The 14,093-nt window shown below is 45.1% G+C and carries 10 protein-coding genes; 8 read left to right on the top strand and 2 right to left on the bottom strand.

Translation table 11 applies throughout. The annotated features are described in order from the left end of the window. The first annotated feature begins 41 nt into the window (after window positions 1-41). From OCV44_RS12740 to tldD, 8 genes are all read left to right on the top strand, one after another. Entirely contained in the window at window positions 42-1,085 is a 1,044-nt protein-coding gene (locus tag OCV44_RS12740) for a rod shape-determining protein (RefSeq protein WP_009847850.1), read from the top strand. A 94-nt stretch (window positions 1,086-1,179) separates the two neighbouring features. After that, window positions 1,180-2,067 (top strand): rod shape-determining protein MreC, encoded by an 888-nt coding sequence (gene mreC / locus OCV44_RS12735; protein WP_012603147.1) that lies wholly within the window; start codon window positions 1,180-1,182, stop codon window positions 2,065-2,067. Next, on the top strand, window positions 2,057-2,545 hold the full coding sequence (mreD, locus tag OCV44_RS12730) for a rod shape-determining protein MreD (RefSeq protein ID WP_009847848.1): 489 nt from the start codon (window positions 2,057-2,059) through the stop codon (window positions 2,543-2,545). The genes mreC and mreD overlap by 11 nt, the downstream gene beginning before the upstream one ends. Before the next feature lie 7 nt (window positions 2,546-2,552). Next, entirely contained in the window at window positions 2,553-3,185 is a 633-nt protein-coding gene (locus tag OCV44_RS12725) for a Maf family protein (RefSeq protein WP_135382238.1), read from the top strand. 20 nt (window positions 3,186-3,205) lie between these two features. After that, window positions 3,206-4,675, top strand: coding sequence for a ribonuclease G (gene rng / locus OCV44_RS12720; RefSeq protein WP_139685685.1), 1,470 nt, complete (start codon window positions 3,206-3,208; stop codon window positions 4,673-4,675). Window positions 4,676-4,685: 10 nt separating this feature from the next. Continuing rightward, window positions 4,686-8,558 (top strand): YhdP family protein, encoded by a 3,873-nt coding sequence (locus OCV44_RS12715; protein WP_139685686.1) that lies wholly within the window; start codon window positions 4,686-4,688, stop codon window positions 8,556-8,558. A gap of 135 nt (window positions 8,559-8,693) precedes the next feature. Next, complete coding sequence (locus OCV44_RS12710) at window positions 8,694-9,506, top strand: carbon-nitrogen hydrolase family protein (RefSeq protein ID WP_017098898.1); 813 nt, start codon at window positions 8,694-8,696, stop codon at window positions 9,504-9,506. A 19-nt stretch (window positions 9,507-9,525) separates the two neighbouring features. Continuing rightward, window positions 9,526-10,971: a metalloprotease TldD gene (gene tldD / locus OCV44_RS12705; protein ID WP_139685687.1), complete on the top strand. Its 1,446-nt coding sequence runs from the start codon at window positions 9,526-9,528 to the stop codon at window positions 10,969-10,971. An 81-nt stretch (window positions 10,972-11,052) separates the two neighbouring features. On the opposite strand, the gene OCV44_RS12700 is transcribed toward tldD, so the two are convergent. Together OCV44_RS12700 and OCV44_RS12695 are read right to left on the bottom strand one after the other, a co-directional pair. Then, entirely contained in the window at window positions 11,053-12,375 is a 1,323-nt protein-coding gene (locus OCV44_RS12700; protein ID WP_261900919.1) for an IS4-like element ISVbsp1 family transposase, read from the bottom strand. Between the two features lie 151 nt (window positions 12,376-12,526). Next, window positions 12,527-13,906, bottom strand: a complete 1,380-nt coding sequence (locus OCV44_RS12695) for a PhoH family protein (RefSeq protein WP_009847842.1) — start codon at window positions 13,904-13,906, stop codon at window positions 12,527-12,529. Between the last annotated feature and the right edge of the window lie 187 nt (window positions 13,907-14,093).

The raw sequence follows: 14,093 nt of genomic DNA, 5'->3' as shown, positions 1-14,093 counted from the left end.
GCAATTTTTGTCTTCTAATTCTTGCAGGATGAGCGAAGAATATGTTTAAAAAACTTCGTGGCATGTTTTCAAACGACCTATCGATTGATTTAGGTACTGCCAATACCCTTATATATGTAAAAGGCCAAGGCATTGTTCTTGATGAGCCTTCAGTTGTAGCTATCCGCCAAGATCGTGCGGGTTCTGCAAAGAGTGTCGCTGCGGTTGGTCACGCTGCTAAGCAAATGCTTGGCCGTACGCCTGGTAATATCTCAGCAATCCGTCCAATGAAAGACGGCGTAATTGCTGACTTTTACGTAACGGAAAAAATGCTTCAGCACTTCATTAAGCAAGTGCATGATAACAGTGTGCTTAAACCAAGCCCTCGCGTATTGGTTTGTGTTCCTTGTGGTTCAACGCAAGTTGAGCGCCGTGCAATCCGTGAATCAGCACTGGGTGCTGGTGCTCGTGAGGTTTACCTAATCGATGAGCCTATGGCTGCTGCGATTGGTGCTGGCCTACGTGTATCTGAGCCAACAGGTTCAATGGTGGTTGATATCGGTGGTGGTACGACTGAAGTTGCCGTTATCTCACTAAACGGTGTGGTTTACTCGTCTTCTGTACGTATCGGTGGTGACCGTTTTGATGAAGCTATCATCAACTACGTTCGTCGTAACTACGGCAGCTTGATCGGTGAAGCAACAGCCGAAAAGATCAAACACGAAATCGGTTCTGCTTACCCAGGCGATGAAGTCGATGAGATTGAAGTACGTGGTCGTAACCTTGCTGAAGGTGTTCCTCGTAGCTTTAGTCTGAACTCAAATGAAATCCTTGAAGCGCTTCAAGAACCTTTATCTGGCATCGTATCTGCAGTCATGGTTGCACTTGAACAGTGTCCACCAGAGCTTGCTTCTGATATCTCAGAAAACGGTATGGTACTGACAGGTGGTGGTGCACTGCTTAAAGACCTTGATCGTCTGCTAACTGAAGAAACGGGTATCCCTGTTGTTGTGGCGGAAGAGCCATTAACGTGTGTTGCTCTAGGCGGTGGTAAAGCTCTAGAGATGATCGACATGCACGGCGGTGATCTTTTCAGCGAAGAATAGTATCTAGTGTTAGGCTCTTTTCTTATCTAGTTTTATGTAAAGAGCCTAACACCTTGTCTATAGGATCAAATGTCGCTCTAGGACCAAATATAGAATGAAGCCAATTTTTGGTAGAGGTCCCTCTCTACAATTGCGCCTGTTTTTTGCTGTAACATTATCAGCCAGCCTTATGCTGGCTGATAGTCGTTTAGATGCATTCTCAAATGTCCGCTATCTATTAAACAGTATGGTTGCGCCAATTCAGTATGCCGCTAATTTGCCTCGCACCATGTTTGATGGCGTATACGACCGTTTTAGTACTCGTAAAGGGCTCATTGAATCCAACCATAATATTAAACGAGAAGTCTTGCGACTGAAGAGCGAGTTGATTCTGCTTGAGCAATATCAAGAAGAAAACAAGCGCCTTCGCAAGCTATTAGGCTCTCCGTTTATTCGTGATGAGAAGAAGGTCGTCACAGAGGTTATGGCGGTGGATACTTCACCCTACCGTCACCAAGTCGTGATCGACAAAGGTCAGATTGATGGAGTGTACGAAGGTCAGCCTGTGATCAATGAAAAAGGCATTGTTGGTCAAGTCACTTTTGTTGCTGCTCATAATAGTCGTGTTTTGCTACTGACTGATGCAAATAACGCAATTCCTGTTCAGGTTATTCGTAACGATATACGTGTTATTGCTTCTGGTAATGGCATGATTGATGAGATCCAGTTAGAGCACATTCCAACCAGTACAGATATCCAAGAAGAAGATCTGCTGGTGACATCTGGACTTGGTGGTGTATATCCAGAGGGTTATCCAGTCGCTTATGTGACTGCCGTTGATTATGATCCGAAGCGTGAGTTCGCCGTTATTAAAGCAGAACCTGTAGTTGAGTTTGATAAGCTCAGATACTTGTTGCTTGTGTGGCCTGATGAAAATAAACAGATGCAAGCAGAACAATCCAGTATCGAACAAGCATTGTTAGAAGGTGAAAATGGCCAATAGCGTTTTAAGAAGCAAAGTAGTCATTGGCTGCTCATTTTTGATAGCACTTATTCTACAAACGATCCCTTGGCCGGGTAGTTTAGACCTATTCAGGCCATCTTGGTTATTACTGGTTACCTGCTATTGGGTTTTAGCGTTACCTTACAGAGTTAACGTTGGTAGTGCTCTAGTACTGGGCTTATTGTGGGACCTTTTGATCGGTTCGACTCTCGGTATTAGAGGCATGATGATGGCAATAGTAATGTACATTATTGCAATGAACTTCCTCGTGATTCGAAATATGGCGCTATGGCAGCAAGCGATAATCATTGCAGCCTTAACAGTGTTGTTTGAAGTGCTGATATTCTTTGGTGAATATTTGATCCAAGATGTCGTTTTCAATCCGTTATCGCTATGGAGCGCATTGATAAACTGTATACTTTGGCCTTGGATGTTTTTATTAATGAGACGTGTACGTCGCCATTGGCATGTAAGGTAGAGTGACGATGGAAAAGAAACATTTAGTTTTGGCATCCGGCTCTCCACGCCGCAAAGAATTGTTATCTCAACTCGGTTATGAGTTTTCTGTCCTTGTAACTGATGTCGAAGAGTGTAAACACGCTCAAGAAACCGCCGAAGAGTACGTTAAGCGACTATCTTTAGATAAAGCCTTAGCTGCGTTGTCTTTATTGAAAGATAACCCTTCTGAAAAACAGCATGTTGCTTCTGGTTCTGATACTGTAGTTGCTAGTTCTCTTGATTCTGAAACAGTGGTTCTGGGCTCTGACACGGTCGTCGTAAGCCAAGGGCAAGTGCTCGAGAAGCCAATAGACCTTGCTGACTCTAAGCGTATGCTTACTCAGTTAGCGAATGATCGTCACCAAGTGATGACGGCAGTTTCTGTTGTATCGGAAGAAAAACAAAAGACAGAAATCATTATTACCGACGTATGGTTTAAACCCCTCAGTGAAAAAGAAATAGAACAATACTGGCAAACAGGGGAGCCATGCGATAAAGCTGGTAGCTATGGGATCCAAGGTTTGGGCGGACGCTTTGTTACCCGAATCGAAGGTAGTTATTACGCCGTTGTCGGCTTACCTTTATTTGAAACGGACCAGCTACTGCAAGAATTCTTATAATTACTAATCTGAGGTGCACCATGAGTGCTGAATTGTTGCTGAACGTGACCCCGAGTGAGACTCGTGTGGCCATGATTGAAGGGGGAGCTCTTCAAGAGATCCATGTCGAACGAGATGCTCGACGCGGGATCGTAGGAAATATCTACAAAGGACGTGTAAGCCGTGTTTTGCCTGGAATGCAGGCGGCATTTGTGGATATTGGCCTTGATAAAGCAGCTTTTTTGCACGCCTCTGATATTGTCCCCCACACTGAATGTGTTGCTGAGAATGAAAAGAAGCAATTTCAGGTTCGTGATATTTCAGAGCTTGTTCGCCAAGGGCAAGATATTGTCGTTCAAGTGGTCAAAGATCCTCTTGGTACCAAAGGTGCCCGTCTAACCACTGACATTACTTTACCATCTCGTTATCTGGTATTCATGCCGGGCGCAAGCCACGTTGGTGTTTCTCAGAGAATTGATAGTGAGTCAGAACGCAACCGCCTAAAAAAAGTCGTGTCTCGTTACTGTGACGAGCACGGTGGCTTCATCATCCGCACGGCAGCAGAAGGCGCAGATTCAAATGAGTTGGCGCAAGATGCCGCATTCTTGAAGCGATTATGGTTAAAGGTGTTAGAACGTCGTGGTAAGCACAAAGCTCGTACTCGCTTGTATGGTGAGTTGTGCTTAAGCCAACGTATCTTACGTGACTTTGTCGGTACTGAGCTGAGCAAGATTCAGGTCGATTCTCGTCTAGAATATGAAAACCTAAAAGAGTTTACTTCTGAATACGTGCCTGAGCTAACAGACAAGCTTGAGTTGTATGAAGGTGATAAGCCTATCTTTGATATGTACGATACCGAGAACGAAATTCAACGTTCATTGGATCGCAAAGTCGAATTGAAGTCTGGTGGGTATCTGATTATCGACCAAACAGAAGCGATGACCACTGTTGATATCAATACTGGCGCCTTTGTTGGTCGTCGTAATCTAGAAGAGACGATTTTCAATACTAACGTCGAAGCGACACAAGCTATTGCTCGTCAGCTTCGCCTTCGTAATTTAGGCGGCATCATCATTATCGATTTTATTGATATGCTGTCTGAAGAACACCGTAAGCGAGTACTCACCTCTTTAGAGGCTGCATTAGACAAAGACCGAGTGAAAACCAATATTAATGGCTTCACACAGCTTGGCTTAGTTGAGATGACTCGTAAACGTACTCGTGAAAGTATTGAGCATATTTTGTGTTCTAGCTGCCCTGCTTGTGAAGGTCGCGGCAGTGTGAAGACAGTTGAAACCGTTTGTTATGAAATTCTTCGAGAGATCACACGAGTGAATCGCGCGTATGACGCCGATAAGTTTGTTGTTTATGCGGCGGCTGCCGTTGCCGAGGCGTTAGAAGGTGATGAATCTCATGCGCTTGCTGAGCTTGAAGTCTTTATTGGTAAGCAAGTTAAAATCCAGGCTGAACCTCTGTACATACAAGAGCAGTTTGATGTTGTTATGATGTAATGGATATTTTGTGAGTTCAAGCGTTACTCTGATTCTGCGTACATGTCTATGGCTAGTGGTTACTCTCTTAGTAACACTAGCCATTGCTGTCACTACACTGCGTGTAGCCTTACCCAATTTAAATAAGTATCAATCTGAAATTGAGCTTTGGGTAAACCAACATTCCGGTTTTGATTTTTCTATTCAAGATGTGGGTGGTTTTTGGCGTAACACTCACCCCTCTATTGCTCTGCAAGGTGTTAAGGCTAGCCTTCCCAACGCAGAAGATGTGGCTTTCTCTGTTGAGCGTGTTGAAGTTGAGTTTGACTTGATTCAATCGGTCGTGCAGATGCGTCCGGTTGTGGCCGACTTAGTCATGAATCAAATGTATCTCGACATCCGCTCAATTGATCTATTTGCCGGGCAAAACGGTAAAGATGAACCTAAAGACCCCGGCTCTTCCAAGCGAGTCATACAGGAGCTGGACAATTTACTTCTAAAAACTTTGGTGGATGTGACCGCTAAAGATTCTTCTCTTCTATATCGCACTATCTCTGGTGAAGAACGTCAGCTTGATATCGAAACTTTAAAATGGCAAAACTCAGGTAAACATCACCTTGCGGAGGGTGTAGTAAGTATTAAAGACGCTAATCTCAACTCTTTGTCAGTAAGTGCTAACTTTGTTGATGGTGGTTCTTTAACTGATATGACGGGCGAGTTTTATGTCAGCGCGGATAGTATCTCAGTAATGCCTTGGTTAACTCGTTATATGCAGGCAGAATCCGGCATTGAGACGGGCACGGTGAGCTTGAATAGCTGGCTAACGCTACGAAATAGCAAGCCAGTTAGCGCTTATGTTGAGGTATTACCTTCAGAACTGACTTGGAATGAAGATGGTCAACATGACTTGATGCTTGAGTCGGGTGTTTTTAAATTATCACCAATTGATGGTGGATGGCAGGTAAATGGTCACTCACTAAATCTAAGAACGGATGACAGGCCTTGGCCAGAACTCGATGTCGCACTTAAGTGGAATAAAGGCCCGTGGCAGCTCAACGTTTCTGAGTTGGACATTGCAGCCATTACTCCGTTGATTAAGCTGTTACCAGATTCCGAACAATCCACGCAAATGATGAGCTCGTTGGCTCCAGGCGGTTTGGTTTCTGACATTCGCGTCTCCATGGGTTCAGGCATCGAAAGCTTGCGTTATTCTGCGAGTTTTTCTGATATGGCTATCGAGCAATGGGAGTTAGTTCCAGGCTTTAGCCAAGTGTCTGGCAGTGTTTTTGGTTCTGCATCTGAAGCGAAAGCCAGCTTACATGTTATTGATGATGTATTTCCTTATGGCGATGTTTTCCAAGCCCCTCTAAATATCAAACAAGGTCAGGTTGACATTGTTTGGCAGCAGGATGAAAACGGTTGGAAGCTTTGGTCGGATAAAATCACCGCAGCCACGCCAGATTTACAAGTACTAGGCGCATTTCGCTTGGACTTTCCAAATGACGCTAGCCCTTACCTTTCTTTTTATGGCGAAGCAGACGCTTACAACGTCGGTGAAACATGGCGCTATTTACCGACATTGGCACTTGGCCAAGACTTAACCGATTACCTTTCTACGGCGATTCAAGCGGGCAAAGCCGACACTGTTAAATTACTGTGGCATGGTGAATTAGCTCAATACCCGTATACCAATCATGATGGTGTTTTCCAAGTTTGGGCTCGGTTAGAAGATGCTAAGTTCAGCTTCGATACCGCGTGGCCCTTGATAACCGACCTTCAACTTGATCTGTTGTTTGAAGATGATGCGATGTATTTAGACTCTCGCTCAGCTCAACTGATGGATGTGACGGCAGATCGAATTACTGGTCGTATTCCTTATTTAGGGGAAGGTGGTCATATCGAAATTGAAGCTAAAGCAACGGCGTCTGGTAATGCAGTTCGAAATTACATGACTGCTTCGCCACTCGTAGATTCTGTGGGTGCTGCGTTAACCGCACTTAAAGTGAGTGGTGATGTCTCTTCTGAGTTCCAGCTTAATATTCCGTTTGATTCTGAACAAGAACCTAGAGCGTGGGGATATGCAGATCTGAGTGGTAACCATGTTGAGATTGAAGCTCCACCAATGGTGCTAGAGAACACCACTGGTCGTATTGAATTTGATAATGATATCGTGACAGCAAGTGGTCTTGCAGCCGATTTACTTGATCAAGGCATCTCGGTTGATTTTAAAGGTCTTAATGATGGACCTGGCTATGCAGTGGATCTTGATGTGTTAGGTGATTGGGACGTCAATCCTCTAAAACCTTATGTCGGAGAGCAGTGGTTAAGCCGTTTGTCGGGTCATGCACAATGGCAAAGCCAGATCGATATTCAGCTTAATGATATTGGTTTTACTTACCAACTCGACTTACAGTCAGACCTCAAATACTTAGCGAGTGATTACCCATACCCATTAGCCAAAAAGTCATTAGAAAGTGGTTCGGCAAGGCTACAAGCCTCGGGCAATCAAGAATCGATTACCGCGCGTCTGCAATTGCCGAGCACTAAATACCAAGCTGAGATTGATATTTCCGGCGATGTTCCTGAATTAACGGCGACCAATTTAGTCCTTGGTCGTGGTGGCTACAAAATTAGTCCCGTGGTCGGCCATCATGCCTTGATTCGTACTGACAAGTTCAATGCCGATGACTGGCTGTCAGTGGTCATGGAGCCTGTGCAACCATCGGATGCTGCCCTTAGTCAGATGAACACGCCAACTATCCCAGCCCCTAGTCGCATCACCTTTGAAAGTAAGGAACTGATTTTAGGTGGTATTTCTTGGAATGATGTCGACTTTAGCGCTCGAAAGAACAAAAAGGCGTGGCAAATGGAAGTCTCTAGTCAAGAGCTAGAAGGGGATATCAATTACTTGCCTCCTTATGATTTGACGGTTTCATTGGATCGCCTGCATCTGTTTGTTCCTGAATGGAGTGACAAGGAAAACCAAGAGCAACTCCTACAACGTAAGGCGCAAGAAGCACCATTGATCTCTGAGTTGGATAGAAAGATCCATGATGCGATGCCGAATTTGACGCTGACCCTGAACGACTTCTGGCTACAAGGGTACAAGGTTGGCAAGGTCGATGTTGAAATGACGAGGAAGGAAAATCGAATTGAGTGGAATAAGATCCAGGTTCGAAGCGGCGGCAACAAAGCGGATATCAGTGGCTGGTGGGAGTTGCAAGGCGATAAGAGTCATTCATCGCTAACTCTTGATGTTGAAGGTGAAAACAACAGCGAGTTAATGGAACGCTTCGGTATTACTTCCGGGATTCAAAAAGCGCCCTTTGAGTTAGAAGGTCAATTGAATTGGGATGGCTCGCCTTGGGGGATCAAAATGGATACCCTTGATGGCAACGTAAAAACCAAGTTTGGTAAAGGTATTATCTCGGATGTGAGTGGGGCAGCTCGATTGCTGGGGCTATTTAGCCTAGATTCGATTATCCGGAAGATGCAGCTCGATTTCTCGGACGTATTTGATAATGGCATGGCATTCAACAGCATCACAGGTACAGGCGAGATTCAAAATGGTATCTTCCTGACCAATGATCTCAATATGGACGCAGTCGCCGGTGAGATGAAAATAAAAGGTATCGCCAACCTCAACACGCGCCAGGTCGATGCTGAAGTGAACTTTACCCCAGATATCACCTCCGGGATTCCAGTATTAACGGCCTTTGCGGTAACGCCTCAAACGGCGCTATACGTGTTAGCGGTGACGACGGTTATTTCACCGGTTGTTGAAGTCTTCACCCAAGTTAATTATTCGGTGAAAGGGCCGTTGGATTCACCGACAGTGAGCGAACTTTCTCGCAGTTCTGGAGAATTCCAGCTACCAGAAAAACTCAGAAAATTGGCCGAATAAGCCTTAAATTGGCCGAATAAGCCTTAAATTAGCCAAATGAACCTTAAATTAGCCGAAAAGACCTTAGTATCCTAATCAGCTAATATACGGTGAAATGCTGATTTCTGAATCATAATGAATGGAGGAGCGATACACATGGATTGTGTTGGGTTGATTCAAATGACATCAGGCCCTCGCCCTGACTTGAACTTTGATTATCTTGCTCAAGAAGTAGCAAAGTGCAAAGAGTTGGGGGCTAAGTGGGTTGTGTGCCCTGAAAACGCGTTAGTCTTTGGCAGTAAAGCCGACTATCACCAGTATGCTGAGCCTCTAAATGATGGCCCACTGCAAAAGAAAGTCTCTGAGCTAGCAAAGCTTTACCGAATTTGGATTGTTATTGGCAGTATGCCGATAAGCACAGCTAAAGGCGTGACTACCACAACCTTGGTGATTGATGATTTTGGTTGTCTAGTGGCCCATTACGATAAGTTACACATGTTTGATGTGGATGTTGCTGATGCACATAAGTGCTATCGAGAATCGGATATTTTCACGCCCGGTGACCGAGTGGTAACAACGGAAACGCCTTTTGGTCGCTTAGGTTTGAGTATTTGTTATGATGTGCGCTTTCCGCACTTGTATTCAGAGTTACGCAAGCAAGGTGCACAAATCATAGTGGTACCGGCAGCTTTTACCGCAGTAACAGGGCAAGCTCACTGGGAAGCATTATTAAGATGCCGCGCGATCGAAACGCAATCGTGGATTATCGCGGTAGGGCAAGGCGGAAATCACCCTTGCCAAAGAGAAACATGGGGACACTCAATGGTGGTTGATCCATGGGGACGAGTGGTTGCACAGCTAGACCAAGATCCTAAAAGTATGGTGGTTGAGATAGACACATCCAGTTGCGAATCAATCAGGCAAAATATGCCAATTGCGCAGCATTCTCGATTTACCAATCAATTTTAATTACAAATAAGAGCCATTTATGAGCATCAATCAAATTGAAGAAGCGCTACTGAACCCAACAGGGCTGACGGAGCAAAACATCGCAGATACATTGGCGAGCATTGCTACCCGCCAAATTGATTATGCTGATATCTACTTTCAGTCAAGCTGGCACGAATCTTTAGTGCTAGAAGACAGTATTATTAAAGACGGCTCTTTCAATATCGATTGTGGTCTTGGTGTACGAGCGGTCTCTGGTGAAAAAACCGGTTTTGCTTACTCTGACCAAATCCAATTGGATGGCCTTAAACAGAGTGCAATCGCGGCTCGCGGTATCGCTAAGCAAGGCCAAAACGGTAAGGTACAAGCTTTCAAGCGTAACTCTAACCAAGCTTACTATGATGCAGTTAACCCGCTAGCAAGCTGGGAAAAACAGCAAAAGACAGAATTACTTAAAGCGCTTGATGCTTACATTCGTACTAAAGAGCCTATGGTGACTGAAGTATCGGTAAGCCTAAGTGGTGTACATGAACAGATGCTTGTTGCGGCAACTGATGGTACTTTCGCTGGTGATATTCGCCCGCTTGTTCGTTTATCTATCAGCGTACTGGCACAGAAAGGCGATCGTCGTGAACGTGGCAGTGCCGGTGGCGGTGGTCGTTTTGGTTACGATTTCTTCTTAAGTGATGCCAACGGTTCTCAAGTTGCTTACCAATTCGCTGATGAAGCGATTCGCCAGGCATTAGTTAACCTTGAAGCGGTTGCTGCGCCTGCTGGTGCAATGCCTGTGGTTCTTGGTTCTGGTTGGCCGGGCGTTCTACTGCATGAAGCGGTAGGCCACGGTTTAGAAGGTGATTTCAACCGTAAAGAGTCTTCAGTATTTTCTGGCAAGATCGGCGAGCAAGTTACATCAAGCCTATGTACGATTGTTGATGACGGTACATTAACGGATCTTCGTGGTTCATTGAATGTGGATGATGAAGGTGTTAACGGTCAGTACAATACGCTAATCGAAAATGGCATCCTAAAAGGTTACATGCAAGACAAGCTGAATGCTCGTCTAATGGGTGTTGCTCCGACAGGTAATGGTCGTCGTGAGTCTTACGCGCATCTTCCAATGCCACGTATGACGAATACATACATGCTGCCGGGCCAACACACACCGGAAGAGATCATTGCAACGGTTGAGAAAGGCATCTACGCACCGAACTTCGGTGGCGGTCAGGTTGATATCACATCAGGTAAGTTTGTGTTCTCAGCTTCTGAAGCGTACATGATTGAAAACGGCAAGATCACTCACCCAGTGAAGGGCGCGACGTTGATCGGTTCTGGTATCGAAGCAATGCAGCAGGTGTCTATGGTCGGTAATGACCTAAGCATTGACCGTGGTGTTGGTGTGTGTGGTAAGGCTGGTCAAAGTGTGCCAGTGGGTGTTGGTCAGCCAACATTGAAGCTAGACTCGCTAACCGTCGGTGGTACTGAGTAAAGCAGATTAGCCTCTGAAAAATCACTATAAAGATAAATTGAAAAGCGCCTCTATTGTGAGGTAATGCCGTTCGGATAAGCATTACTGCTTGAATCTGAACGGATATTTGGCTGGGACAAAGAGGACTGAACGTGGAAACGTTCGGTCCTTTCTTTTATCTGGAAGAATGAAGTGACTCAAACTTTCTCTCATCCTTTTCAGTTTTACAGGTAGAGTTCCGTCTGGACTTAAAGCTAACCAACGTAATTGCGCATCAATAAGGTTAATTGCGGCGGTAAAACTGACCCTAGTCGCTCGAACCCCGGCTTCTGAAGCTATCTTAACCATCTCTAATCGCACTAAGTTATAGGCAAGTAATACGCCCCAAAGCTCTTGCTTCACACCGGCAGAAAAACGACTTCGTAAAGTGACGTGACTTTGCAGTTGAGTCTGTTTAATTTCACCATAACCTTCTTCTATCTCCCAGCGTTGCCAATAAATACGCAGCAGGCTTTCTAGCGAGTATTTACTAGGGTCTGTAAGTGAAGTAATAAAACCTTTTATCTCACCTTTTGGCTCTTGATATAGGACTAATCTGGCTTCCCAACGTGCGGGTAAATTCGGATTCTGCCGTTGAGCTTGAGGAGAGATAGGCATTGAGATAAGCATGTCGTTCTCCGCATATTTCTCCAACACTTCATAGCGTAGTTTACGTTTTGCAGGCATTAACCAGTGCGCATTTTCCGCACTCTCTTGCCAGGACAGCAAAAGGTCTGCCGAGAAATAACAACGATCAAATAAGGTCAATGAGTGTGCGGGGATGTCATTGAATAGGCGCTTAGCTAAGGTCGTTTCACCGACATGACAACCATCAAAAGCCGCCCCCATAATCATTCGAGTTTCTGTTGACATCAAAGCGACTAAACGAAGTTGAGGGTAAGGTTTCAATTTTTTGGAGATGAACCCAAATTGTTCAGCGTTCTCTGGGGAATCCTGACACCGAAATGTTGTTCCATCGACAGCAAGAACATTAAGCTCTAAGTCTTTGTCTTGTTGAAGGATATCTCCGTTCCAAGCCTTTACCGTTGTGTGAAACAGAGCCGCTAACGGACTCTCATCTAGACGTCGGCGTGAATCAGTTAGGACACTGGGTGCAACACGAGACCAGCTATCTTCAGGTTTAGGCTGAAGTGCAATGTCTAATGAACTGCATACCTCTTTGATAGACATGTTGCGTTGCAGCCCCATCCAAATAACTAACCAGACAGCTTGCTGAGCGGGAAGTCGGCGTCGTCTTATGCTCGCTTTATTGGTTTCAAGAAGAGCTTGTTCTATCCACTCAATCTGAATGGCGTCGACGACAGATTCATAATTGTCGGCATCTTCAATGGTCTCGTGTGCCATTGCTAATTCTTGTTCAAGCATAAAAAATCCCCATCAACGTTGTTGATGGGGATTATCTGCTAACTGCAAGATCGTTCAAGTCTTCTTAAACGATCGGCATTACTCTATTGTGAGGCGCTTTTTGCTTTTTGTTCTTTGCTTATGGGTTACTGGTTCTGTGAGCGCGCAGAGTCTACATGTTCTCTTCCGCGAACTCAGCCAGTCGGCTACGCACCACACCATTGAGGTGGATGTTGGCACTGCCTTCGAAGTTTTTAAAACGCTCAACCATGTAGGTTAAGCCTGAAGTCACAGGGGTTAAGTAAGAAGAATCTATCTGCGCTAGGTTACCTGAGCAGACAATTTTGGTCCCTTCACCACAACGGGTGATGATGGTTTTGATTTGTGAAGCGGTCAGGTTCTGACACTCATCCAAAAGCACAAATGCATTCTGAATTGAACGGCCACGCATAAAGTTAATCGATTTGAACTGGATATTGGCTTTATCACAGATGTACTTCATCGAGCCTTCTGTGCAGTGATCGTTCTTGTGCAGCGCTTCCAGTGTATCAGTCACTGCAGCTAACCAAGGCAACATCTTCTCTTCCTCTGTACCCGGAAGAAACCCTATCGACTCACCTATATCAGGTGTGTTTCGGGTTACGATGATCTTATCGAACTGTTTACGTTCAATCGTTTGTTCAAGTGCAGCAGCCATGGCTAACAGTGTCTTACCACTACCAGCAGCGCCAGTGAGAATCACCAGATCAATATCAGGGTCGAGCAGGGCATCGATCGCCATACCTTGGTATACGTTTTTGGGTGTGATGTCCCATGCTCTGCGATTCATTAGTCTTTCGCGACTGAGGTCTCTTAGTGTAATGCTTTCAGTTTCAATCTCTTCGACTCGAGCGGCAAAGTCACTTTCTTCGTCAATCACATACTGGTTGAGAAAGGTTGGCTCGAACGGCGCTCTTGCTAAGGTGTGCAGCGTCTTTCCGCCTAAACTTCTGCTCTCGACATTATCGATACCATCCCAAAATGAGCCTTCCAGTTGTTGGAAGCCTTTGGTGAGGTATTGGATATCATCAATCAATTGGTCGGTTTGATAGTCTTCAACAAAACGGACACCGGCGCCTTTGGCTCGTAAACGCATGTTGATGTCTTTGGTGATAAGAACCACTTCGCGTGGCGCGCGTTTATTTTGAAGATAGAGGACTGCGTTGAGGATTCGGTTATCGCCAGCTTTGTCATCGGCGAAGGCTTTGATGCTTTCTTGAAGTTCGTAGTCAGCGAGTATTGAAATACTGCCAGATGCGTTTATGTCTTTAGAAAAAGGGATGCCTTCAGATATTTGGTCTGGTGTGGCTTCCCTGAATAAGTCTTCGAGAGTTCGAATCGCAATTCTCGCATCTCGAGCAACATCTCTTTTGCTGTCTTTGATTCTGTCGAGTTCTTCTAGCACTGTCATTGGGATAACGACATCGTGCTCTTGGAAAGAAAATATAGCGAAGGGTTCGTGAAGTAGGATATTGGTGTCTAAAACAAATAGCTTCCGGTTGGTCTCGCCCATAGCATCTCCTTGCCGACGTGCGGCTTGCCTTGCATTCATTGAACGTAGATTAAGCTCACATAAAGGTTAGTATCTGATTCTAGTGATAGTCAACAACTCACTTAAACTTCATTTGAGAGCTGCATTCTGTTCTCCATAGAATAACCATGATTTTTTGACAGTTTGATTGCACTTATGAAAACAGAAA

It is taken from the genome of Vibrio tasmaniensis (genome assembly GCF_024347635.1).
GTDB lineage: Bacteria > Pseudomonadota > Gammaproteobacteria > Enterobacterales > Vibrionaceae > Vibrio > Vibrio tasmaniensis.
The sequence above is the reverse complement of the archived record's forward strand: the minus strand, read 5'-3'. Positions and strand labels throughout refer to the sequence as shown.